The organism is Enterococcus sp. DIV1094 (assembly GCF_017316305.2).
GTDB lineage: Bacteria > Bacillota > Bacilli > Lactobacillales > Enterococcaceae > Enterococcus_B > Enterococcus_B mangumiae.
The window spans coordinates 2,825,546-2,850,156 of record NZ_CP147250.1 but is presented as its reverse complement, the minus strand read 5'-3'; the positions used below and the strand labels follow the sequence as shown (position 1 = coordinate 2,850,156).

The 24,611-nt window shown below is 36.1% G+C and carries 25 protein-coding genes; 20 read left to right on the top strand and 5 right to left on the bottom strand.

Annotated elements, in window-relative coordinates; genetic code table 11:
* Positions 1-154 precede the first annotated feature (154 nt).
* Both DOK79_RS13515 and DOK79_RS13510 read right to left on the bottom strand, forming a co-directional pair.
* The gene (locus tag DOK79_RS13515) at positions 155-646 is read right to left on the bottom strand and encodes an isochorismatase family cysteine hydrolase (RefSeq protein ID WP_206858956.1); all 492 of its coding nucleotides are present in this window, start codon (positions 644-646) and stop codon (positions 155-157) included.
* A gap of 13 nt (positions 647-659) precedes the next feature.
* Entirely contained in the window at positions 660-1,472 is an 813-nt protein-coding gene (locus DOK79_RS13510) for a Cof-type HAD-IIB family hydrolase (protein WP_206858957.1), read from the bottom strand.
* A gap of 325 nt (positions 1,473-1,797) precedes the next feature.
* Between DOK79_RS13510 and DOK79_RS13505 the strand changes: the two genes are divergently transcribed.
* The 11 genes from DOK79_RS13505 to DOK79_RS13455 all read left to right on the top strand — a co-directional run bounded on the left by DOK79_RS13505 (position 1,798) and on the right by DOK79_RS13455 (position 15,052).
* Positions 1,798-2,655 (top strand): glycosyltransferase family 8 protein, encoded by an 858-nt coding sequence (locus DOK79_RS13505; protein WP_206858958.1) that lies wholly within the window; start codon positions 1,798-1,800, stop codon positions 2,653-2,655.
* Positions 2,648-3,550 (top strand): glycosyltransferase family 8 protein, encoded by a 903-nt coding sequence (locus DOK79_RS13500; protein ID WP_206858959.1) that lies wholly within the window; start codon positions 2,648-2,650, stop codon positions 3,548-3,550. Before DOK79_RS13505 ends, DOK79_RS13500 begins: the two co-directional genes overlap by 8 nt.
* A gap of 45 nt (positions 3,551-3,595) precedes the next feature.
* Entirely contained in the window at positions 3,596-3,946 is a 351-nt protein-coding gene (locus DOK79_RS13495; RefSeq protein ID WP_206858960.1) for an iron-sulfur cluster biosynthesis family protein, read from the top strand.
* Between the two features lie 26 nt (positions 3,947-3,972).
* The gene (locus DOK79_RS13490) at positions 3,973-4,914 is read left to right on the top strand and encodes a magnesium transporter CorA family protein (RefSeq protein ID WP_206858961.1); all 942 of its coding nucleotides are present in this window, start codon (positions 3,973-3,975) and stop codon (positions 4,912-4,914) included.
* 64 nt (positions 4,915-4,978) lie between these two features.
* Positions 4,979-5,872, top strand: coding sequence for an SDR family oxidoreductase (locus DOK79_RS13485; protein ID WP_206858963.1), 894 nt, complete (start codon positions 4,979-4,981; stop codon positions 5,870-5,872).
* Between the two features lie 30 nt (positions 5,873-5,902).
* On the top strand, positions 5,903-6,466 hold the full coding sequence (gene amaP / locus DOK79_RS13480) for an alkaline shock response membrane anchor protein AmaP (RefSeq protein ID WP_206858970.1): 564 nt from the start codon (positions 5,903-5,905) through the stop codon (positions 6,464-6,466).
* Positions 6,467-6,478: 12 nt separating this feature from the next.
* Entirely contained in the window at positions 6,479-6,667 is a 189-nt protein-coding gene (locus DOK79_RS13475; RefSeq protein WP_206858972.1) for a DUF2273 domain-containing protein, read from the top strand.
* Between the two features lie 11 nt (positions 6,668-6,678).
* Complete coding sequence (locus DOK79_RS13470) at positions 6,679-7,449, top strand: Asp23/Gls24 family envelope stress response protein (protein WP_206858974.1); 771 nt, start codon at positions 6,679-6,681, stop codon at positions 7,447-7,449.
* A gap of 83 nt (positions 7,450-7,532) precedes the next feature.
* Complete coding sequence (locus tag DOK79_RS13465) at positions 7,533-7,775, top strand: GlsB/YeaQ/YmgE family stress response membrane protein (protein ID WP_153829806.1); 243 nt, start codon at positions 7,533-7,535, stop codon at positions 7,773-7,775.
* 501 nt (positions 7,776-8,276) lie between these two features.
* A complete protein-coding gene (locus DOK79_RS13460; RefSeq protein ID WP_242543340.1) occupies positions 8,277-13,466 on the top strand; it encodes a putative mucin/carbohydrate-binding domain-containing protein in 5,190 nt (1,729 codons plus the stop codon).
* Positions 13,467-13,615: 149 nt separating this feature from the next.
* Positions 13,616-15,052, top strand: coding sequence for a helix-turn-helix domain-containing protein (locus DOK79_RS13455; RefSeq protein WP_206858979.1), 1,437 nt, complete (start codon positions 13,616-13,618; stop codon positions 15,050-15,052).
* A 78-nt stretch (positions 15,053-15,130) separates the two neighbouring features.
* Here DOK79_RS13455 and DOK79_RS13450 read toward each other — a convergent pair whose 3' ends face one another.
* Together DOK79_RS13450 and DOK79_RS13445 are read right to left on the bottom strand one after the other, a co-directional pair.
* Entirely contained in the window at positions 15,131-15,346 is a 216-nt protein-coding gene (locus DOK79_RS13450) for a helix-turn-helix domain-containing protein (protein WP_206855186.1), read from the bottom strand.
* Between the two features lie 8 nt (positions 15,347-15,354).
* Complete coding sequence (locus tag DOK79_RS13445; protein ID WP_206855188.1) at positions 15,355-15,828, bottom strand: DUF2975 domain-containing protein; 474 nt, start codon at positions 15,826-15,828, stop codon at positions 15,355-15,357.
* A gap of 580 nt (positions 15,829-16,408) precedes the next feature.
* On the opposite strand from DOK79_RS13445, the gene DOK79_RS13440 reads away from it, so the two are divergent.
* The 8 genes from DOK79_RS13440 (at position 16,409) to DOK79_RS13405 (ending at position 21,597) form a co-directional block, all read left to right on the top strand.
* Entirely contained in the window at positions 16,409-17,692 is a 1,284-nt protein-coding gene (locus tag DOK79_RS13440) for a GHKL domain-containing protein (protein WP_206855191.1), read from the top strand.
* A gap of 2 nt (positions 17,693-17,694) precedes the next feature.
* Positions 17,695-18,447: a LytR/AlgR family response regulator transcription factor gene (locus DOK79_RS13435; protein WP_206855193.1), complete on the top strand. Its 753-nt coding sequence runs from the start codon at positions 17,695-17,697 to the stop codon at positions 18,445-18,447.
* 102 nt (positions 18,448-18,549) lie between these two features.
* Positions 18,550-19,116 carry an accessory gene regulator B family protein gene (locus tag DOK79_RS13430; protein WP_206855194.1) on the top strand — a complete coding sequence of 189 codons (567 nt, stop codon included), beginning with the start codon at positions 18,550-18,552 and terminating at the stop codon, positions 19,114-19,116.
* 2 nt (positions 19,117-19,118) lie between these two features.
* Positions 19,119-19,283 carry a cyclic lactone autoinducer peptide gene (locus DOK79_RS13425; RefSeq protein ID WP_206855197.1) on the top strand — a complete coding sequence of 55 codons (165 nt, stop codon included), beginning with the start codon at positions 19,119-19,121 and terminating at the stop codon, positions 19,281-19,283.
* Positions 19,284-19,984: 701 nt separating this feature from the next.
* On the top strand, positions 19,985-20,551 hold the full coding sequence (gene amaP / locus DOK79_RS13420) for an alkaline shock response membrane anchor protein AmaP (RefSeq protein WP_206855199.1): 567 nt from the start codon (positions 19,985-19,987) through the stop codon (positions 20,549-20,551).
* Positions 20,552-20,563: 12 nt separating this feature from the next.
* Positions 20,564-20,752: a DUF2273 domain-containing protein gene (locus DOK79_RS13415; protein ID WP_065096371.1), complete on the top strand. Its 189-nt coding sequence runs from the start codon at positions 20,564-20,566 to the stop codon at positions 20,750-20,752.
* Positions 20,753-20,764: 12 nt separating this feature from the next.
* On the top strand, positions 20,765-21,319 hold the full coding sequence (locus DOK79_RS13410; protein ID WP_206855201.1) for an Asp23/Gls24 family envelope stress response protein: 555 nt from the start codon (positions 20,765-20,767) through the stop codon (positions 21,317-21,319).
* Between the two features lie 35 nt (positions 21,320-21,354).
* A complete protein-coding gene (locus DOK79_RS13405; RefSeq protein ID WP_010735387.1) occupies positions 21,355-21,597 on the top strand; it encodes a GlsB/YeaQ/YmgE family stress response membrane protein in 243 nt (80 codons plus the stop codon).
* Between the two features lie 320 nt (positions 21,598-21,917).
* Here the strand turns inward: DOK79_RS13405 and DOK79_RS13400 are convergent, their stop codons facing one another.
* Positions 21,918-22,703 carry an ankyrin repeat domain-containing protein gene (locus tag DOK79_RS13400; RefSeq protein ID WP_206855204.1) on the bottom strand — a complete coding sequence of 262 codons (786 nt, stop codon included), beginning with the start codon at positions 22,701-22,703 and terminating at the stop codon, positions 21,918-21,920.
* A gap of 453 nt (positions 22,704-23,156) precedes the next feature.
* Between DOK79_RS13400 and DOK79_RS13395 the strand changes: the two genes are divergently transcribed.
* Positions 23,157-24,503, top strand: coding sequence for a lytic polysaccharide monooxygenase (locus DOK79_RS13395; RefSeq protein WP_206855207.1), 1,347 nt, complete (start codon positions 23,157-23,159; stop codon positions 24,501-24,503).
* Positions 24,504-24,611: the final 108 nt, after the last annotated feature.

Genomic DNA, 24,611 nt, shown 5'->3' with positions numbered 1-24,611 from the left:
ATTCACTAAATAAAAGATAGCATGTTATGCGATTCTGAACAAATATTTTGATAAAAAACGTTATTAAAAATTTGACCTTTTATCAACGGAAATAAATACTCAAAAAAAAGATGGAATTTTCATTCCACCTTTTTTTGAGTATAGCTTGAAAAGCTTATTCTTTTACATAAACATTGAAATCTTTCAAAAGCTGCAAAGCGAGAGGCTCGTGATCTCGGCTACTTACCATCGATGAATCAATAATAAAATCAGCTTCTGGAAAGGCGCTTTGCAAAGCAATAGTGTTTGATAAGACGCATAGATTGGTTTCGATCCCCACGACTTCGATTATTTTTTGCTCATCTTTACTTTCGAATAAGGAATGTTTGATTTCTGTCAGTGTTTCTGGCGGCAAGGTGAAGTAATATTTTTTTATCTCTCGCTCATTCGGCAGAGGGGAGAGTTCAGAAATGATTTTGAGATCTTTGCTCTCTGATTCGTCTTTTCGATCGACAGGAATATCACGGGTAAATAGGACATATTCATTTGCTGAGCGAGCTTGCTTCAAACGCGTACTGATTCGTTCAACTAAAGTTTCTGCATCCTCTATATAAAATTCACTGTTCGGATCTAAAATATGGTTTTGCATATCGATTATGACTAACATCAGACATTTCTCCTTAGATAGAATGTTTGTTCAAAAAGTCGGCTACACCAGCTTCGTCATTGGTGGTAGTCACTTCATCGGCTAACGATTTGACATGTTCTTGGGCATTTCCCATAGCAATACTCAATCCACTGAATTCCAACATGGCTAGATCATTTTCTTGATCCCCAAATGCCATCACATCTTCTGCAGTCAAACCTAAGTATTCAGTTAAAAATAATAAAGAATGAGCTTTAGTAATATCTTTAGGCGTGATTTCCAAGAAATGTGGATCTGAAAAGACGGAATCAATGGATTCTTTCTTCAATTCAGCTTGGATATGTTGCAGTTTTTCCTCATTTTTATCCGTTAACGCTAATTTCAAATAGCTCAATGAAGGATCGTCCAGCTGAGCTGTAATCTCTTCGAAGGAATGGTTTTGTAAATTAAAATGTTGATAATAAGGATCATCTTTTACTAAAGCGGATTCGTCAAAAGTGATTTGATCATCTTGCGTTTCTCGACTTGCAATAATCGATATTTTTGCTTCTTTTGCTAAATAAAAGGCCTTTTTCAGTATAGGAACTTCTATTTTTGATCGTCTTAATACATGATCGATTTTTCCATCTTTCATTTCAGAGATCAATGCACCGTTTGAAGAAATCAAATATCCGCTAATACCTAGCTGTGCAAAGACATCCTTTGCGGAGATACTATTTCTTCCTGTGGCGATCGTAACGATTCCTCCATTAGATGCGAATGATTTCAATGCTCTGATATTTTCTTGTGGGACTAATCCTTGTGAATCAAGCAAGGTCCCGTCTAGATCGATTGCTGCTAATTTCATCTTTTTACGCTCCCTTAGTCTTTTTTCTCTCATCCTTAGATTAAATGAGAAACTTCTAAAATAAAAATAAAATGCTTTGGCGCTTTGAATTTTTTCAAAAAAGATTTTTCATGAAATGAGCAAAGTATATAGGTAAGAAAATGGTCAAGACCGCTGAATAAAAAAGCATAACAATTCAAATGTTTTCGTTTTCATTTTCATAAAAAAGGTCAATTTTTGGGTAATATTCATAAAAAACAAAGCATATCTTTTGCTTTCAGGAAAAAGTAGGCATATTGTAGATGTAGAACAGGTTAGAAAAAGATTAAAAAAAGGAGTGATTTTGATGGAGATTAAGTATGGAACTGTACCGGTTGTGACTGCTTCAGATGAAAATTATGCTCCTTATCTAAGCGTAATGATTGCAACGGCACTGGAAAATGCGAATAAGATGAGACATATATATTTCTACGTAATCGACGATGGAATATCAGAATATAGCAAAGAAGGATTGCGCCAGACAGTTGCACAGCATTCGGAGCATGCAAGTATTCAATTCTTGACTGTTGAGAAAGATGTCTATGAAGATTTCTTAGTCAGTGACCATATTACAACAACTGCGTATTTAAGAATTTCTCTACCTAAAATCTTAGCAAAATACAATTATAAAAAAGTGTTGTATCTAGACGCGGACGTTTTAGTGTTGGATGACATCGTTGCATTATATGACGAATCATTAAATGGTAAAACAATTGGGGCAGTAATCGATCCAGGACAAACAAAAGCATTGAGACGCTTAGGAATCGATTCAGATGAATATTATTTTAACTCAGGAGTCATGGTGATCGATATCGATCAATGGAATGAAAAAAATATTACAGATAAAACGATCCAATTCTTAAAAGAAAATGGCGATCAGATCATCTACCATGACCAAGACGCATTGAACGGCGTATTGTACGGAGATTGGGAACAGCTTCATCCAAAATGGAATATGCAATGTTCATTGATTTTTGAACGCCACCCAGCTCCAGATGAAAAATATGAAGAGCTATACAAAAGTGGGAATAAAGCTCCTTCAATCGTTCATTTCACAGGGCATGATAAGCCTTGGAATACATTGAAGGATCATCCTTATACACAGATCTATCTAAAAAATCTAGCGCATAGCGTGTTAATGAAAGTAGGCGAGGTAAATGAATAGAAGAAAAGAAGTAGCAGTCGTTTCAAGTTGCAATACAAAATTTGTGCCTCATCTAGCAGCACTATTTGTGTCGATTTTAGAAAATAGTGACCCGAAAGTGTTTGTACGTTTTTACGTAATTGATGATGACATTGATACGGAAAGCAAAAATCTTTTACGTTTTTCAGTAAAGAATTCACGAATGAATACAGATGTCGAATTTTTGAAAATCAATAAAAAATTCTTCAAAAACTTAGTAACAAGTGATCGTATCCCTGAAACAGCATACTATCGTATTGCGATCCCAGAATTATTTAGAGGGAAAAATGTGGAACGTATCCTTTACATGGATTGTGACATGATCACGTTGAACGATATCAGCAAATTATGGGATCTTGAGTTTAACGGTGCAATCATGGCGGCAGTTGAAGATGCTGGTTTCCACCAACGTCTTGAAAAAATGGAAATTGAAGCAGACTCTATGCGTTACTTTAACTCAGGGTTGATGCTGATCAATGTTGAAAAATGGTTAGAGCATAACATTACTAAAAAAGTGCTTAAATTCATCGAAGACAATCCAGAAAAACTTCGCTTCCATGACCAAGATGCCTTGAATGCGATTTTACATGATCAATGGATCGCGTTACATCCTAAATGGAATGCACAAGGCTACATCATGGCGAAAGCAAAACAACATCCAACTGCTCAAGGAGAAAAAGAGTACGAGGAAGCACGTCGCGACCCTTATATCATCCATTACTCTGGCCATGTCAAACCATGGAGCGAGGAGTTTAAGGGAGAAAGCAAAAAATACTATGAAAAGTATGCAAATATGACAGCTTTTCGATGTGTGAAAAACTTTCCGAAATATCCATTATATGCCCGTGTTCAACGTAACACAGAATTGAGTCGTTGATCGATAATAGAAAAAACTTACTATTATATAGAGGAGATGAGCGATATGGAAATTACATTGACTAGAAATGCGATGGATATCTTGAAAGAAAAAGCAGGGACGCATTCAAAATTAGCCCTTGCATTGATCGATAGTAAAGATCCTTTTCTTAGAGATAAGGGCGCCTGTGCGAAAGGAAGCTTTTTTCAAATCATTCCTTTTCTTACAGAATTTGGCCAATACGTAACAAGGATCGAACATCCTTCGCTTGATATCTATACGTCTCAAAACGAGCAATGCTATTTAGGAAAGTCTTTGATTATGGATTATGACCAGCGATTGAATAGTTTCTCACTAGAAAACGAAATTGCTGTGTTGGATCATAACATCAAATTGAACAATTGCTTCTTTAGTTGAGAGCATACTAGAAAGGACGATTCACCATGCTGGAATATTACTTGATTGATAAAAACAAGAAAGTAATAGCCGCAGATGAAAAACATTTTAATTGGCTTGTGATTGATACGAGCGATACTGAGGAAATCGAAAAGGTTACTCGAACGTATCAGCTTCCGGAGGATATATTTGTCGGGATGACTTATCCAGAAGAGGTCTCTCGTTTAGAACATCTTTCAGGAACGAGTTTGAACAACCCGATTTCCTTAGTACTGCTCAACCTTTCAAGTAAAAAAGAAAAAATCGAACATCGTCTGACGCCATTGTCTTTCGTCTTATCAAATGACTTATTGATTACTTGTCGGGATGAGAAAACCAATTTTATCGATCATTTGATTGACCATCATGGAGATAAAATCGATTCTTTCGAAAAGGTGATTGTTTATGCGGCATTAGACATTTATACACATTTTGTCAAAGAGCTTCGAGAAATGAAAACGCGTATTGATTCGTTGGATCAAGAAGCTCGAAAAACGACAGAAAATGAAGAACTCTATAAGCAAGCCGATTTAGAAAGAGATATTGTTTATATTGATCATACTTTGCGAGATCAGAAAGAGACGATGGATCTATTATGGGAAACAACCGAATTTAGAGAACGTGTGAATGACGAACAGTTACTTTATGATGTCCATCTGAGGCAACGTCAAACGGAGAAGATGATATTGATCTATCGTGATCTCTTAGAAAGTATTGGCGATCTTTTCAATGGGATGATGGACAATAATCTGAACCATCTCATGAAATATCTGGATTCTACGGCCTTGATCATCTCTGTTCCTGCAATGATTGCTGGTATCTGGGGGATGAATACCGGTGGTCTCCCAGGAGAAGACTCCGCGACTGGCTTTCTTTTAGTATTAGGCGGATCGATCTTAGCGGCTGCGGCTTTAGGTTATCATTTATTTAGAAAAGATTATACAAAGTAAATAGTATGGGTTTTTTTACCCAAATTTATAACGATAGTTATGACTAAAAAATAGGAGGATCATCATGACAGAACCAAATTTAATCGACCCAAGAAAACTTTATCATACGGAAGAATTTCCAAAACAAGACCAAGAAACACCTGCTTTACAAAAGGACATGAAACCAGTACCTGATTGTGGCGAAGAAAGCTACAAAGGGACAGAGCAATTAGAAAACCGTCGTGTCTTGATTACAGGAGCAGACTCTGGGATTGGGCGGGCAGCTGCCATTGCTTTTGCAAGAGAAGGGGCAGACGTTGCTATTCAATTTTTCCCAGGTGAAGAAGAAGATGCTGAGCAAGTGGCTCATTATATCGAAGAAGCTGGACGTAAAGCTTTACTATTACCTTATGACTTGCGTGATGAAGCAGCACCAAAAGAAATCATTGAAAAAACTGTAGCAGCATTTGGCGGATTAGATACTTTAGTTCTTAACGCTGCACAACAAATCTCTTCTCCATCCATTGCTGAAATTCCATTGGAACAAGTGAAAGATACGTTTACTGTAAATATCCTTGCGATGTTTGCTTTAGTAAAAGAAGCAATCCCACATATTCCTGCTGGAGGAGCAATCGTTACAACAACTTCTGTCCAAGCATTCAACCCAAGTGAACATTTATTAGACTATGCAGCAACAAAAGCATCGATTGCCAACTTTACAATCGGTTTAGCGAAACAATTAGCACCAAAAGGAATCCGCGTCAACGGTGTAGCGCCAGGACCAATCTGGACACCATTACAATTAGATGCAGGTCAACCAAAAGAAGATCTACCTGAATTTGGTCAACAAGCATTGTTGGAACGTGCGGGTCAACCAGCTGAATTAGCACCTGTCTATGTCTTTCTTGCATCAAACAAAGCAAGCTACGTCACTGCACAAATTTACGGTATTACAGGTGGAGAAGCCATCAATCTATAATCTGTGACAATATGCGAGGAGGGCGAAACAATGAACAAAGGAGCGAAAACGCTAGGGGCAATCTTATTGATCATTTTACTATCGGTATTAGTATTTGCTATGTTGCTGACTGCAGTATATCCATTGCCGTTTAATTTGGAAGAATTCCGCTTTTTGTCATTAACTAATTTTTATGTTCAGCAATATGTATTTTGGGTCACTGCGGCTTTTGCTGTATTGACACTGATACTCATTCTAATCTTACTGTTCTATCCCAAAACATACCGTTCATTTTTACTTAAAAAAGGTGACGGTGAATTGACTTTAGACAAAAAGGCGATTGAAGGAATGGTTCGTTCACGTTTGACGAAAGAAGATTTTGTTTCTTCCCCGAAAGTAACGATCAAAGCGACTAAAAATAAAATCGATGTAAAAGTAAAAGGTGAATTAAAACGCACGTCATCATTAATCGGTAAAACAGGAACATTAATGACAGACATTGAGCGTGAAGTAAAACAAATCATCGGTACAGACGAACCAGTGAACGTATTGGTCAATTATACAGGCTTTGACTCACCACAATCAAAAAGAGTCGAACAATCACGAGTACAGTAAGGGGGAGAGAAAATGAACGAGATCTTTTCGACATACAAGCTCCCAATTATTTGTGGCGCGCTTGGATTGATACTAGCTATTTTACTGATAGCTGTCGGTTTTTTCAAAACATTGCTGATCGTGATCATGGCTGCGATTGGCGTAGCCATCGGCATGTATTTGCAAAGAACCGGAATTTTAGAACATTACTTTAAATCCTAGGAGGCATTACCATGGAAAACAATCATACAAATACTAACGGAAATACACCAAAATCTGCGCATCCAGATCCAACAACACCAAACCAAGCGCAAGGAATCAAAGACGAAAAAAATAAAACAGCGCCAGTATCTGCACATCCAGATCCAGTCGTACCACATGCAGAAGAAAAGGTTGCTCATGATCAAAAAGAACATCATGATCATCCACATCATGACCCAAAACCTCATGATGGACACGTAACACCGAACGAATGCAATAAACAGGCAAATGAAGTGAAGGGCAGTGAAGAAACAATGAACGGTGAAGTAACTTATGATGATAAAGTCATTCAAAAAATTATTGCGATCGCATTAGAACGTATCGACGGACTATTAACAGTTGACGGAGGATTTTTCTCTAATGTAGCTGGTAAGTTAGTCAATACGGACAATGAAACAGCAGGAATCGAAACAGAAGTAGGGAAAAAACAAGTGGCTGTTGATATGTCGATCGTCGTTGAATATGGCAAAGACATTGAAGACATTTTTAAACAAATGAAAGAGATCATCAGTGAAGAAGTCGCAAATATGACACATTTAGATGTCATTGAAGTAAACGTCAATGTCACAGACATCAAATCAAAAGAAGAATTTGAACAAGATCAAGTGACTGTACAAGACAAAGTGACTGATGCTGCAAAAGCAACTGGAGAGTTTGCTTCAGAACAAACAGACAAAGCAAAACATGCAGTAAACAAAGGAACAGAAAAAGTAAAAGAAGACAACGAGCCAAGAGTACAATAAGAAAACTTAGCGAGTCAAAACTTTTAAAATAAAACTACTTGTCGCATTAGAAAATCGGCTAGACACTATAGGAGGAAATACAGATGGGATTTATTTGGTCATTAATCGTTGGTGGAGTTATCGGAGCAATTGCAGGAGCAATCACAAATAAAGGCTCTTCAATGGGCATCATCGCAAACGTCATTGCAGGACTTGTTGGTTCAGCAATCGGACAAGCGTTATTAGGAACTTGGGGACCAGTTATTGGTGGTATGGCAATCGTACCTTCATTGATTGGAGCGATCATTTTAGTATTGATCGTGTCGTTCTTTGCTCGTAAATTGTAATAATAGGAAGGGAAATTTGTAATAAATACAAAAATTCTTCTACTTTGAAATAATCGGTAACGTTTAAACTTAAGTAATTTAAAAGAAGGATCTTCTCAAATTGACACGTTCAATGTTGAGAAGATCCTTCTTTTTCGTTGTTATCTCGCGTTTTGTTAAGTTTGATGAATATAATTCATTTTCTTACAGATTTTTTTCTGTCAATTTCTCCAAGTTGATTGGGAAAAATTGACGTTTTAAGTCTTTTCTATGACCGATAAACTTGAATCAGTAAAGCTTTTCATTGCTTTTCTAAATGATTTGAAAAAGGAGTGAATAGTAAAAAGAAGATTAAGAAACGGAAAATACATAACGTTTTATACAAGGAACATTCATGATACTACGAACATCCTTTAAGTAAAAAAGTAACGATTATCATATGGAGAGAAAAAATGACAAAAAGAAATGATTCAAGAATAAACGTTTTTTCTCTTGTTGATTGATAAAGAGGGAGGAAATGATTTGAGAACAAGAAAAAAACTGTTGAACAGTGCCTTGATCCTGGGTTTGACCTTAGGAAATCTCAATGGCACAGTTGTACAGGCAGTGACGGCAATGAGTTCATTGAGGAATGAATCTATAATATCTGGAAATTCCAGTACAAATCAAGAAACTAGAAGAACTCGCAGAGCAAATAGAGCTGAAAAAACAAAAGAACAAGAAAAACGTAAACAACAAGAACGTGAACAACAAGAACTCGAAAAGAAAAAAACTAAGGAATTAGAAGAAAAAATTGCTAACTCAAGTTTAACTATGGATGATCTCCTAAAAGATGATTTGTTAAGCGAGTTATTATTTAGAAATAATAATCCAAGAACAAATATTCCAACAAGTGCTTCAGAAGAGCCTGTAGGTACAGAAAGATATAATCGAATGGTAAGATATATGGAACCAATAGCACAATGGCTAGCAATTCGTGATAATATTAATTTTACCGATTCAAATTTTTTTATTGGAGAAGAAATAACTTTTGTGACGAATGTTCCTGTGAGGTATTCGCGATCACATCCCTTTAACTCAAATGGCGATTATATCATGAGGGATCGGGGGGCAGGCAGGGACCACTGGGCAACAGTTACTTCGAATACAGGCAATTGGGATATGACTATTCGTGCGAACTTCACTCGTGATCGTATTGAAGTCGTTTTTAAACGATTAACCAAAGAATCTCTGTCAGCAGGGGAAAGCTTCGTGTTCCCAAGAATTCATTTCGATAATAATGGTACTCATCGGACAATTAGACAGATATATAGTGTTAATTTGCCTTCAGTGGAATCTGTGGTTGGTCAATTAACCACTTCTGTTAAATCTGGAAACCATAGTTTAATGCAGTTTGCAACGGATATACCTAATCCATTAACGTATATAAATGTTCAAAATAGTCGTGGTACTGTAACAGGCCGATGGACACAAGCTCCTAATACATCAATACCAGGATTACAAACTGTCAGAGCTGAGTTTAGTGATCAAACAGGTAGAGCAACTGAACGTAGCTTTGATATGATGATCGTTCCACATGCCGTTTCTATTACCCCTAGGCCAGGGAATTATGAAATATACCAGTTTGATCTAATGCCAGATCCTTCCGATTTTTTTGACGTAGATAACGGATATGGAACACATCGTATAGAATGGATTCATGGAGCGAATACAAATGTCTCCGGAACACATACTTGGGAAGCAAGAGTTACAACTGAAGACAATCGTACAGCAACAGCATCTATTCAAATGAATGTAAGGGCACATGAAGGTCTGAATGTTCAATTGAAGCCAATAGAAGATCGATTCGTTGGTAGACAATATACTAATTTTGCTTCAAACTTTAGAGATTATGTCGATAGAGTGACGATGCATGGCGTTGAAATCAACAAAAACAATTTAGAATTCATTCCAGCGGAATCAACTGATATCCAATCTGATGTTGCTGGTCAACAAACAGTTAGGATGACTGTTCAAACTAGACATCCGAATAGTGGTGTAATGATCAAAGGCTCTGCAGAAGCTACAGTAAACGTTTTGTGGGGAGAATCGATTGTCATGAAATCGACAAATGGTGAATCAGCTGGTACGTTCTCTTTATTATTAGACAACACAAACTCGCTCAATATTCCATTAGTTGTCTCTCGTGGATTACCATCAGGAATGAACACTCCTGTAGGACCTGCTACTTCGCCGTTTTCTCTTTACTACTCTTTTGAAGTCTTAAGAGACGATCAAGTAATTTATCAACAAGATGTCTTTAATCGAACGACGTTACAACAAATTAGGAATGAATTTGGAGACACGTCAAATACTGTTAATGTTCGAGCGAATGATATTATTAGAATCCACCATCCAGAAAGAACTGCGAATAGTTCAGTCGTGATGATCGAAGAAAGAGAACATGATTTTACTTACGGTTCTGCATACGCATATTACCGCGTCACTAACTCTGGATTTATTCCAGTTCCTCAGATGGAAGCAGAAGCAGCTCAAAAATCTTTTGTTCTGGGTGAAGATACTAAATCAATTGATTCTAATAGTCTGATTGGTCGTGTAACTATAAATGGGCAGACAATCGATAGTAACCAATATGATGTTGAGTCCTTAATTGATTTCGACACAAGTACGATCGGTACACGTAAGATGCGTTTAAGAATCAACATGAAAGATGGACTTGCCTCAAATGAAATCGAAGTAGAGTATGATGTGAAGTGGGGAGATACCTTTGTCTTAAGAGGATTAAATGAAGCCACAGTCGGGGCATTTAGTTTGCATAAAGAAAACGGTCAATTTGCACTCTATGCTTCACAAGGAGTAAGCGGCACGAATCTCGCCAACCCAGTCAACAACCATTTTGGTCGAGATACGTATTATTCGATCGAAGTTATGGGCGGATCTAGTACGAATTATACATACGAAGTAGCGGGTAATTCTACGATCAGGGATGCCATCAACGGTTTTAATAATGGACAGCCTCTTCCAGTTGAAAAAGGTAACGTGATCAAAGTATATCATGCAGATCCACGTGGTCCCTCACAAGGACGTAACCTTCTAATGCAAGATGAATTGGTTCGTGATTACACGATCGGTTCAAACTACGCCTATTACGAAATCACAGATAATGGGTTAGAACCGATTATTGCCGTAGCTGCAGATTCATCACCGCAAGAGTTTACTTTAGGGGATAGCACGGCAGGAATCAATGGAGCAAATCTGATCGATCATATCACAGTCAATGGTATCGAATTAGCTCCAAATCTATACAGAGTGACGCAATTAGAAGAGTTTGATACGTCAACTGCTGGCAAGAAAGATTTGCGCATTCAGTTTGAAACGACAGATGGCTTAGTTTCTAAGGAAATCACCGTTCCTTATGAAGTCAAATGGGGGAACACAATCGTTATGCGTTCGGCGAATGGCGGAGCAGCGGGTGCATTTTCTTTAAGAACAGGTAGTAATAACTCGGTACGTCAGTTAACCATGTTCCCTGGGATTGATTCGCCACTAAATGAGCAGTTAAGCCCTAACTCTTCCTTGTACTATTCAATGGAAATCATTCGTGGCGATCGAACAGTCTACTCTCAAGAAATGCCAGGCCGAGCAACTCTACAACAAGTCTTGGATAATTTTGGAACGAATCGTGCGGTAACCGTTCAATTTGGTGACGTGATCAAAATCTATCATCCGCAACGTTCAGAAGGAAGTTCAGTGCTGATGGTTAATGAAGAAGAACAAGACTTCACACATAATTCATCTTATGCTTACTATGAAGTGACTGCATACGGTTTTGAACCAATGGCAGTGATGGATGCTTATACAGCTAATAAAGAGCTAGTTTTAGCACAAGATACCACTAACTTTGAGTTGGAAGAGTTACTAGATAGAGTCACGATCAACGGTGAAGCTGTCGCTGAAGATACGTATACGATCGAACGTTTATCTGATTTCGATACTTCGACGGTCGGTGAAAGAGAAGTTCGTTTGAGAATGGAAATGAAAGATGGATTAGCTTCTGTGGAATTAGAGATTCCTTACGAAGTGAAATGGGGAAGTACATTCTTGTTGAAAGGTCTTGAAAATGCGACAGTTGGTGCTTTTAGTATCGTCGAACAAGATGGCGTATCAAAAATCCATGCGACTCAAGGGGAACAAGGCACGATTTTGAATAATGCGGTCAATAATGTTTTTGGACGAGATACGTATTATCGAATTGAGATTTTAGCTGATCCTGAACAACCTGAAAGCCACTTGTTCCCTAATAATGTCAAATACAGCTATGAAGTAACAGGACATATGACAATTAGGCAAGCGATCCAAGGCTTCAACAATGGGCAACCATTAGAAGTGAACGAAGGAGATATCTTCAAAGTGTATCATGCAGAAACGGAAAATCGTAACTTACTGATGCGAGATAACTTAGTCAGAAACTTTACGGCCGGGTCTAATTATGCACATTACCGTATCCAAAATGGTGAATTTGAGCCAATCACGATGATCCATGCGGAAAAACAAAATCAAAGTCTCGTTTTAGGTGAGGATGCTAGTGAATTGGATGCGACAAAACTGATCAATGAAGTTCGTTTCAACGGACACCAGTTGTCTAGTTCGTTATATAATGTAGAACAAATCGATGAATTTGATACACAAACTGCTGGGCATAAATCGGTGACAGTTCGAGTATCGACCGCAGATGGTGTCACAGCAACTGATATCGAAGTGCCTTATGAAGTGAAATGGGGAAGCACGATCCATCTGAAGAATCGCCAAAATGAAACAGTTGGCTCATTCGGATTAGTGAAAAGTGGCCGTCAAATCGAAATCCAGTCGATCCAAGGTTCAGATCGTACGATTTTAAATAATCGTGTGACACAAGTAGATGATAATAATGTCTACTATGGCATCGAGATCATTGGTCAAGATGGTCGTGCGAAATACCAATACGATGTTCGAGGAACACAAACGATCCAACAGGCAATCTCACGTTTTAATAGTGGCAATGCCTTCCCAGTTGTTGAGGGCGATGTGGTGAAAGTGTATCATCAAGATGCAAACAACAATATCTTGATGCACGAAGAACAGGAAAGAAACTTTACTTATGGCGGACAATTTGCTGTTTATAATGTGACTGAATATGGCTTTGAGCCGACAGGCGAATTAGATGTCAGAACAAGAGAAGCAGCGATTGCAATTGGCACAGAAAGAGTTGATCCGAAATCATTGATCGATACAGTCCGAGTGAATGGCCGTGAGATCTCCAATAATTCTTTCACCGTTCAATTACAAGAAGATTCACAGATCGATACTTCTCAACTTGGAAGTAATAATGTGGTAGGCTTAGATATCCAAGTGGATCAAGCACATGGCGGATTTACAACAAGTACGGAAGGAAGATACTCAGTTGTCGAACAAGGTCAAGAAGATACACCAGGAGCGGGTGACGAAAATTCTGGCGGAAATGCTGCTGGAGAAAACCCTGGAGAAAATAGTGGTGAAAATGAACTGAATGAAGAGGGCGCTCTTGGAGAAGATATGGGCAACTTGCCACAAACCAATGCGACTAGAAACACACTCCTTTCTGTATTAGGAACCATGCTACTCGCTCTAGTTGGCGGTATCTTCTTCTGGAAGAAACGATCAATTGAAGAAGTAGAAGAAGAATCGAAAGAATAAAGTGAGTTCATATCCACTTTTTATAAGTAACAGAAAAAATAGTTTTTAGAGAAGAACAAAGACCACTAAAATAGAATAAGGGAAACACTCAAAGGAGGGGAGACCCGAATTTGAGTGTTTTTTGCATTTGTTTGTGAGGTGAATAAAAAATGTTGAAGATTTTGTCGAAAAAGTTAAAAAGACAATTAAGATTACTGGAATACTTATTTGAAGGCGATAGCTATCGGTTTAATGATTTAGAAAATTTACTTGGCTGTTCAGCAAAAACTTTGCGCAACGACTTACTTGATATTCATTCTTACGCTAGTGATATCAAGATCAAAATGACCCGAGGAGAGGGAGTAAAGGCAACGATCTTACCTCATGTAACAGAAGATTATATTTATCATGTGATCAAGCAAGAATCCATGGAGTATCGCTATTTAGAAGCGATTTTATTACATAAGTTCAAAAATTATCTGGAGTTAGCCGACTATTTATTTATTTCTGAAAGTACTTTGCGACGAATTGTCGATAAAATCAACCCAACGTTGCATAGATATGGGATGAAAGTACAAGCATTGATCAAGCTTACTGGAAACGACCAAATCATCACTGAAATGACGGTCCAGTTTTTAATGGAGAAATATCATTATTTCGAGGACGCATTTCCTGAAAATTTTCGTTCACTTATTCTTCAACTCATTCAAGCATTTATTGAAGAAAATGGGCTGCAACCACAATTCACTCATTTAGAACCGCAAGAGGAAAAACTATTTTATTTTTGGGTCGCTAGCCGTATTCTGTTACTTCAAAATGAGGAAAGCATAAGTTCGATAAGTAAAAAACAAAAGAAATTTAGGTATGAACAACTATCTGTGGAGCGTTTGCGCCTGCCGAAAACGAACGACTTGATCAACGAACAGTTAGCAACTTACATATTTGACAAGCCATTTGTCCATCAGTTATTCGATATTGAGTCTGCAAGTATGAAAAATCCAATTATTCTTGCATTGAATAATTTTATAAAAGAGGTAGAAGAAAAGTACGGGATCATTTGTGAAGATAAGCAAAGGATTTTCCGGAAAGTGAGCATTTTATTACAACAAAATACAGTCCCATTTACTGTTTATTATAAAAAAAACTCTCTTTTTTTTAAAAATAATCACTCAGAAATGAAAGAAATCCAGCTTAGGTTTTGGAATAAGATGAAACATGCCATGCATAATCATTCGATTTTATTAAATGATTTTGAAGGATTTACTACAACGGTATTCACGGAAATATTATTATACTGGCCAGTTTTGTTAAAAATGTTCGAAGAAAATAAACAGGTTCGCGCATTAGTCGTAACTAATGCTACGCTAAAATATGATGACTATTTACTTAGTAATTTAGAGCATCAACTAGGTAATCGCTTTGAATTTATTCTCAGAAAAAACAAGACAATCTCTCAAGCGCTGATCAACTATGAGAATTATGATTGCATTATTTCAAACATTTCAATAGATAAAAGCTATAATATTCCTGTATTTGGTATATCCGTTTTCCCAAAAGCTAGAGAGATCAATAATCTGATCCACTTTTATCAAGAGTTGCTCGCATAAATAAGAGAACTGAAAAAGCCCACAAGACATAAAATGTTCACCATTTTATGTCTTGTGGGCTTTATAAAATAAAAATATTTAGTTTTCTATATCTTTCTCAAAACTAAGAAGATCACCGGGCTGACAATTTAATACTTCGCAGATTTTATCTAATGTGGTAAAGCGGATCGCTTTTGCTTTTCCGGTTTTTAAAATGGAAAGATTCGCCATAGTTATCCCAACTTTATCACTTAGTTCAGTCACTGACATTTTTCGTTTTGCTAACATCACATCTAGATTTACAATGATTGCCATCTTGCACCTCACACAGTCAATTCATCATTTTTCTTAAGACGAATCGCTTCTTCTAATATTTTGATCAAGACATTCATCAAGACAAGACCAGCAAATGGTAAGAAAACAAGTGCCAAGCCTAAAAGCATCAATCCGGGTGCATCATCTGCATCAGCTAATAGATAAAATTTTGGTAAAATGCCAAAAGAACTGATAGATAAGAAAATCATCACTTTCCGGATATAACTAACTAAGTGGTGAGAATCATCAGAAAATGTTTGGTCAGTAGAAATGTTGGTCAATAATTTGAAAATAATGCCACCGATTAGGATACCGGAAAATAGCGTAATGTAGATGACTGCGATGAAGAGAGCGGTTTGCCAATCGAATGGTCTAGTTCTTTCACTTGTTAACAGTTGTGTAGCAAACAAAAGGCCGAATAGAACGAATACAGCACATACGCCAATAGTAGTTGTTTTTAAAAATAGTGAATGACTTTTCATATGATTTCCTCCTATGTGGATATATTGAAAAACAAATATTTTTTATCGTTTATCGATAAATACGAAACTGAACGATTGCCTTTTCCGCAGAAAAGGCAATCTAACGAAGCATTGGTGTTACTTAAAACCTCTTACTTGAGAGGCGATTACTCTATATTAACTCTTTCTCATTTAAACAATGTATTCCCTAACCACTAATACATCCTTGTAACCCTTTAGTTACGCCAGTGGGATTAAATTTCATAAAAACAAATTAAGATGTCGCATAACATATGATTCGTAATAAAAATAATTATAACATATATAGTTACAAATGTAAACGAAATGGTAATTTTCATAAAAAAACATTGATACCGAAAAAATGATAAGTTCTACTCAGTATATTAATCAACATATAATCCAAATAACTAGTGAAATATGCTACAATCTTTTTTGGTGATAAGGTGGAAAATTTTTGATTAAAAATACATAAAATAATTTCGTTACGCTTCATCCAATAAAAGTTTTGCACGTAAAGCAAAACTTAACTGTTATTTTTACATTGTACACAAGAGGATTTACTCAAAATAGGGGGGTTTTTGTGAATTTAAACACGCTGGAAAGCTTGTTGATAGTCATCGTTCAAACGGCTTGTATCTTTTTTGTCACTAGCTTTTTGGATACGTATTTGAAAAGTTGGTATTATGTCATTATGTCGATCATTGGAATAGTTTGCTATATGGCACTTTATTTTGTGATCAATGTTTTTGCTACGATTGTTCTATGGATAGGGCTTTGTATGATCACTTTTTATTTTAGGAGAAATATTTATACAGCCTTATTTATCCCTTCTGTCACTTTCTGCTTATATATTTTTTCTGATTATCTCATCAATTTCAGCTATTCTATTCTACACTTAGATCTAAGTATAAGATTAACCGTCATTTTAGGAACTAGTCTTTTTTTCCTCTTTGCCTATATTTTCAAAACTTGGTTATTAGAAAAATGCTACAAGGATTTATTAACGATAAAAATCAGTGGGGTCATTGCTACAGCAACGATCTTGGTCTATTTTAGCCTGTTAGTCATGGAAAGGTTTTCTAATTTACGAGCCTACTTGATGGATGCGCATGAGCTATTTGTGATCCTCTATGGCCTGTTATCAACGGTCCTTTGTTTTTCTTTCATTTTCATAAAAAGGACGGAATATGAAAATAAAGAACAAAAACGACAAATGAATTATTTGATCGAATATAGTGAGCAAGCAGAAAAAAATTATCTAGAGATCCTGAAATTCAAACATGACTACAAAAATATTCTGATTTCTTTGGAAGAATATATTGAATCAGAAGATTTGTCAGGTCTAAAAGATTATTTTCGAAATAGTATCAAAGCTACTGGAACGATTTTTGATCAAGAAATTTTCAAGATGTCTTCGATTTCAAATATAAAAATAAGAGAAATCAAAAGTGTCATTTTGAGTAAGTTGTACATGGCTCACCAAGAAGGAATCCACGTAAACATATCTGTACCAAAAGTGGTGGAGAAGATCGAAATGCCCACGATGGTCCTAGTAAGAATGTTGGGAATCATTTTGGATAATGCCATTGAAGCTTCGAGAGAGATCGAACAGCCGGAGATCGAAATAGCGATCGTAGCTGATCACAAAGATTGTACTTTCATGTTGATCAATAAATGTAAAAGTAACTTACCTAAACTACATGATTTAAAAAAACCAAATTTTACGACAAAACCAGGGAATTCTGGTATCGGGTTAGCCAATTTAGATGATTTAGTCAAATTGAATACCAATGTCTTTTTAGATACGAAAATCCAATCGGATAAATTTATACAAATCATAACTATATGTGGAGTAGAGGGATAATTATGTTAAAAATTTTTATTTGTGATGATCAAGAGATCCATCGTAATCGAATCGCCAGCATTGTTAAGAATTACGTCATGATGATGGATTATGATGTTGAATTTCAATTAGCGACAGAAAATCCTTATGATATTTTGTCTTATCTATCGAAGAATAAAACAGAAGGTATCTATTTTTTAGATATCGATCTAAATTCAGATATCAATGGTGTGGAACTTGGAAAACAAATTCGTCAATATGATCCAACAGCTAAAATCATTTTTGTCACAACATATACGGATTTTGTTTATCTTACTTTTCTTTATAAGGTAGAGGCATTAGATTATATAATCAAAGATAACGAAGAACAATTGCAACAGAAAATCATCAGCTGTATTGATATTGCGATTGAACGATATATGAATACTGCATTGTCTACAAGAGAACAAATTTGGCTGAAAAGTGGGGCAGTCGATGTCAAACTGTATGTAGATGAGATTCTATTCTTTAGCTCAAGCCCAACTCCGCATAAATTGATCGTTCATTTAGACAATCGGATGATCGAATATGCTGGGAAAATCAAAGAAATCGAAAAACTAAGTGATTCTTTATGTCGGTGTCATCAATCTTTTGTCGTCAATTTAGCTAATATATCAGAAATCAATAAAAAAGAACGCAAAGTGATCATGACCAATGGGGAAGAATGCTTAGTTTCCACCAGATATTTAAAAAAACTAGTCACACGATTCGAAAATGATCTTTCAACGAGTGCATAAGCGCATGTTTTTTTGCACTTTTGCTAAGATTCTTTACACTTTTGAAAAAATAATCCATCAAATTATAAAATAGGTATAATAAACTGCGAAGGAGCGTGAGAAATGACTGAAGAGTATATTTCTATAGAGGAAAAATTATCGAAGAAAATAAGCGGACATTTTGCTGCACAATTAGGTCTTTCACCGATTGAACAAGCAAAGGTGGAGTATGGGTTATCAATTCTATTTGTGGATCTATTCAAAATGATGGTGATGTATGCGATTGCATTTCTACTACACATCATGGGCGCAGTATTCATCACACACCTTGTTTTCATCTCAGTTCGCTTTACAACAAAAGGGTTTCATGCAAGTAATAGTGCAGTTTGTACGATACTTAGTGTGCTTTTCTTGGTTGTGTTGCCATGGATCACCGCTTCCATTGGGTTTGAACTGACCCGTCCTTTGTTTAGTCTCGGTATTCTATTAGTTGGTCTGGGAGTATTCGTGAAAGAGCGAACGATCAACAAAACAAACGGACCATTCCAATTGAAAAAAACAGTTCTTATTATTCTGTTCATCACAACGATCGGTTTGCTTTTGCCTAGTGACAGTATCCGTACATATCTCTTATTAGGTTTAGCGATTGCTACATTGTTGATGTTTATAAAAAATAAAGGGGTAGATTAAATATGTTAACAAATCTAAAAACAAAAAAATTACAAATGATGCACGTCATCTCAACTATGGCGATTGCTATCGCAACATACGCAATGGGAACGATCGGAGCAGATTGTACATTCGTTATCTATGAGCCAAAAATGCCTGAAGCTTTAAAAAATGAAATGAATAAATAAAAACAAAAAAGCGATTTAGATTTTTTCTAAATCGCTTTTTTATTTTTACGAAAGAAGCAATTGTCCATTTATTTTTTTCGATAATTTTGTAGCAGAAGTATAAATAAAAAGAAAAATAGGGATTCCCATAACGTAGTCGTCCAACTAAATTCTTTCGACACTCCAAAAAATAGATTTCCAGCATTGGAAACAATCAGATATATAATCGTTATTATAAATGCATAAAGGGATTTCTTTAACATGCTGACACCTCTTTCTAAGAGTAATAGTTTCTTTGATTTGGATCACTTTTACTCTAACATTTCCTTCTCTTATTATAAAATATTTCCATGCTTTTTGAAAAGGGTATCATCCTTTCTATCAAAAGATTAATAGAATCCGTAGAATAGACAATCTTTTTAACTGTCAGATCTGTTTTGTCATTTATCCTTTTTGTTTTGTAATAATAAATGAGCATTATCTTTGCAATTTTTAATCTTGAATACTATTCTTGTAGTATAGCCAGCAAGAAACAATGGAAGTTATATAATAATTGTTTCTGTTATTTAAGAATTTAGCAGGGAATTAGGAATCGATGTTATTTTGAGGCTGTTCGCTTTGGTAGCGCTTTCTTATTTCGGTTGTCTTTCTAGTTTCCTCAAGGGAATTTCTTGTTGGTCAGGTGTTTAAAACAGAAAAATAAGATAATTAGGAGGTGGAAAATGAATAAGGGGGTAAAGATCATCGGTGTAATTGTAAGCATAGTGTTACTTTCAGTACTTTTGATCATCGCTCTAGTTAATGCACCATATGTCTTACCTGAACAATTGGAACGTTTTCGCTTTTTTACGATAACGAATTATTATATGCAACAATATATTTTCTGGGCTGCTGTCGTATTTGCAATTGTTGTCGTTCTCATCTTATTATTCGTTCTTTTCTATCCAAAATCGAAAGGAACTTTCGTATTAAAGCACAAAGATGGGAAATTGACCTTAGATAAAAAAGCAATTGAAGGACTCACTCGCTCGTATTTACACGAAGAAGAGTTCATTCAATCTCCTAAAGTCAAAGTACGATCAACAAAACAGAAAATCAATATTCATGTTAAAGGCGATTTAAAACGTACTTCTTCTCTGATTGGTAAAACAGAAATGTTGATGCAAGAAGTCAGAGATCAAGTTGCCAATGTCCTTGGTTCAGAACAAGAGATCAAAGTAGCTGTCAATTACAGTAGTTATCAAGAAGAAAAAGATCAAGAGGACAACCAGCATTCACGTGTAGAATAGGAGGGCAAACAAATGAAAGAATTCTTTTCACTCTATAAGCTCCCTATTATCTTTGGGGGTCTTGGGTTACTGTTAGCCGTTTTATGGTTGACAGTTGGATTTTTCAAAACTCTTTTAATACTGATCATGACTGCCATTGGGGTAGGGATTGGTTTTTATTTAAAAGAAACAAGATTGTTAGATGAATATTTTAAATCATAGGAGGAATTTATCATGGAAAACAAAGATTTCAAAAACGTAAACACTACTACAGGTACAAACCCGGTTGCTGATACTTCAGCTAAAGGTGAATTGACTTATGAAGACAAAGTGATTCAAAAAATCATTGGTTATGCATTGAAAGATGTCGATGGTTTATTGACTCTTGATGGTGGATTCTTCTCAAACATCGCTGAAAAACTTGTGAATACAGATAACGTAACAGCAGGAATCAACGCTGAAGTAGGTAAAAAACAAGTCGCAGTTGATTTAGATGTTGTTGTTGAATACGGTAAAGATATCGAAAATATCTATGACCAAATCAAAGAATTGATCAGCACAGAAGTGAACGAAATGACTCATCTTGATGTGATCGAAGTAAACGTTAATGTTGTTGATATCAAAACACAAGCAGAATACGAAAAAGATCAAGAAACAGTTCAAGATAAAGTAACAGATGCTGCAAAATCAACTGGTCAATTTGCTTCAAAACAAACAGATAAAGCAAAATCAGCTGTTGGTAAAGGTGCGCAAAAAGTAAAAGAAAACAATGAACCACGCGTACAATAAACTTAATTTTTTAGAATTTTTAGGAGGTAATTAATATGGGATTTATTTGGTCATTAATCGTTGGTGGTATTATCGGAGCAATTGCAGGAGCAATTACTAATAAAGGTTCTTCAATGGGAATCATTGCAAACGTGATTGCAGGTCTAGTTGGATCAGCTATTGGTCAAGCACTATTAGGTACATGGGGTCCAGTGATCGGTGGTATGGCGATCGTACCATCACTTATCGGAGCAATCATTTTAGTATTGATCGTTTCATTCTTTGCTCGTAAGCTGTAAGCTAAGTGCGTTCAAAGTAACATCTTTAAGTGAGAAATAAACAAATACCGTAAATCAACCTCAAAGAGTAGTTTATCAACTAACTCTTTGAGGTTGATTTATTTTATACATAGGCTTGAGGATACTTTTTAATATTATCAGTTTAAAATCATCATCTTAAATATAGGTAGTTTATAAATTAATTATGTAAACTTTATGTTTGTACCAACTACATCCTGGTTTATTCTGATCGATAACTAGATGTAATAAATGAAAGGGAACATCTTGCTGAAGTGTCTATTACACTTAGAAAGATGTTCTCTTAACCTACATATTTAAACCTACTTCGTTAACTGTGAGAGTAGTTGAGTGTAGCCCAATTCGCGTGCGTAATCTTCGGCGGTTTTCCCTTGATTGTCACGTAATGTTTTATCTGCACCATGATTCAACAATTCTTGAACGATTTGTTGGTAGATCTCAGAACCATCGCGTAAAGCGACTGCTTCGATCAACGCAGTATAGCCATAATTGTTTTGATGATCGATATCTACGCGAGCATCGGTCAAGAGAAGTTTTACATTCTCCAAATGACCTTTTTCGGCTGCTGGAATCAAAGCATTGCCACCAAAACGATTGACGATCTCTTGATTTGGTTCACGGTGTTCCAACATGTAGGCGAGAATCTCTGTTTTGCCTTGTGCACCAGCATAGAGGTAAGGGCTATCTTGGATCTCGTCTTGAATATCGATCGAAGCACCATGATCGATCAATAGCTTTGCAATGTCGACAAAATTATGATGTGTTGCAATCAACAACGGAGTTTCTCCTTTTTCATTTTGTTCATCGATTGAATAATCGGTTTGTAAAATCTCTTCCACTTGCTTTCGATCATTTCCTTCAACAGCGGTTAATAAACTTCCAGATGGGTAATTCACAAGCGATTCCTCCGTTTCTTCGATTACATGATTTGTTTGCTCAGTGGTCGTTTCCTCAGTAGTTGATTCCTCAATCATAGAGGTAGAGGTGGCCTTTTCCTGTTGCTCAGGATTAGGCATCTCCTGTGGATCTTCACAACCACTAAGCAAAAATAATGAAATAGTAAAGGGTAAGATCAGCCAAACTTTCATAAATAAAACCCCCTTTATATCATCATATGATGAAGCAATAGATACCGCAAATGAATAAACTTATAATAGACGAAAAGTTGTTAGACTACTTTGCAGACAATGAATGGAAAAATTTGTTTATCGTTTTTTTACATAGTTAAGAAATAACAAAAATTAATCATTTTTAGTTTATATAATTTATGGATATAACAACCGGGGATAAAAATACAATGTGGATGTAACGAGATGAAATTAATTTTTATAAAGCATAAAATATTATGAATGCAGCGTTTTGTACGGTATTTTAACATTTTTTTCAATTGATGATTATTACCGCGTTTTCGGTAATAATTGGTTCGATTTAATCTTTTTTATCTGATATTCTTAATTCAAGATAACAAAAGGAAAGAAATGAAATATCAAAAATATTTTGTAAATCGTTATCTATATTAATCGTTTATTACGGAGGGAATTATGAAGAAACAAATTTTAGGAACAATTTTATGCTCAAGTATTTTATTTGGAGCAAGCTTGGTAATCGGTGGAAATGAAGCATCCGCACATGGCTACGTGCAATCACCGATCAGCCGTGGGTATCAAGGTCATTTAGACAGAAATACAAACTGGAATGCAGCATTCCAAAAATATGGAGCTGTTATCAACGAGCCTCAATCTTTAGAAGCGCCAAAAGGGTTTCCAGCAGCAGGTCCTGCAGATGGACAAATCGCTTCAGCTGGTGGCTCATTAGGAGACTTCAATCTTGATCAACAAAACTCTACGATGTGGACAAAACAATCGATTTCTCAAGGAGCGAACGTATTTACATGGCGCTTTACTGCTTCACATGCGACATCAAAATGGCATTATTATATGACGAAAGCAGATTGGAATCCAAATGATAAACTAGACCGTGATGATTTTGAATTGATTGGTACGATCAACCACAATGGAACAACTGGATCAACAAATCCAAGTCATTCAATCAATATCCCAAGTGATCGCCTAGGTTACCATGTTGTATTAGCAGTTTGGGACGTAGCAGATACAGTAAATGCGTTTTATAATGTGATCGACTTGAACGTTACAGGCGATTCAACGATTCCAGTGAAGCCAGAAGCACCTCAAAATGTTCGTGTTCAAAACGTGACTTCATCAACAGTAAACTTAACATGGAACGGACAAGCAAATGCAGCTTCTTACAATGTTTATCGTGATGGTAAACTAGTTGGTACATCTGTTGATCCTGAATTTTCTGATAAAGATTTAACAGCAGAAACAACTTATACATATGAAATCGAAGCAGTTAGCCAAACAGGTATCAAATCAGATAAAACAGCAATCTCAGTAACAACTACAGCAATCAGTGCAGAAGAAAAACCAACTGCCCCTAAAAACTTACACTCAATGGGCGAAACATCTTCAAGTGTTTCATTGATGTGGGGAGCTTCAACACACACTCAAGGTATCAAACAGTATGACATTTACCGTAACGGCCAGTTAGTTGGTTCAACTTCAGAAACTTCATATATGGATGAAAATCTAATAGCAAATACAACTTATTCATACGTAGTACGTGCAATCAGTACAAATGGCGAAGTTTCATATGCAAGTAATACATTGAATGTTACAACAAAACAAGGCGAAATCATTGAAGGCGTTCGCGAATGGAAATTAGGTTCAATGTCTTCACCAGAACTTTATACTGCGAACGAAGAAGTAAGCTACAAAGGAAGAGTATATACAACATTAGTTACGCATTTTAACTATGGCGATGATACTTGGGCACCTGACCAAGCACCAACATTATTCCGTTTGAAATAATCAATTTGACACTCAGTGCATTTAATTGCACTGGGTGTTTTTGTGTCATAAGACTTAGGAATAAGAACGTTTAGTTGACAATGAATAAGATTGTCCGATACCATGACT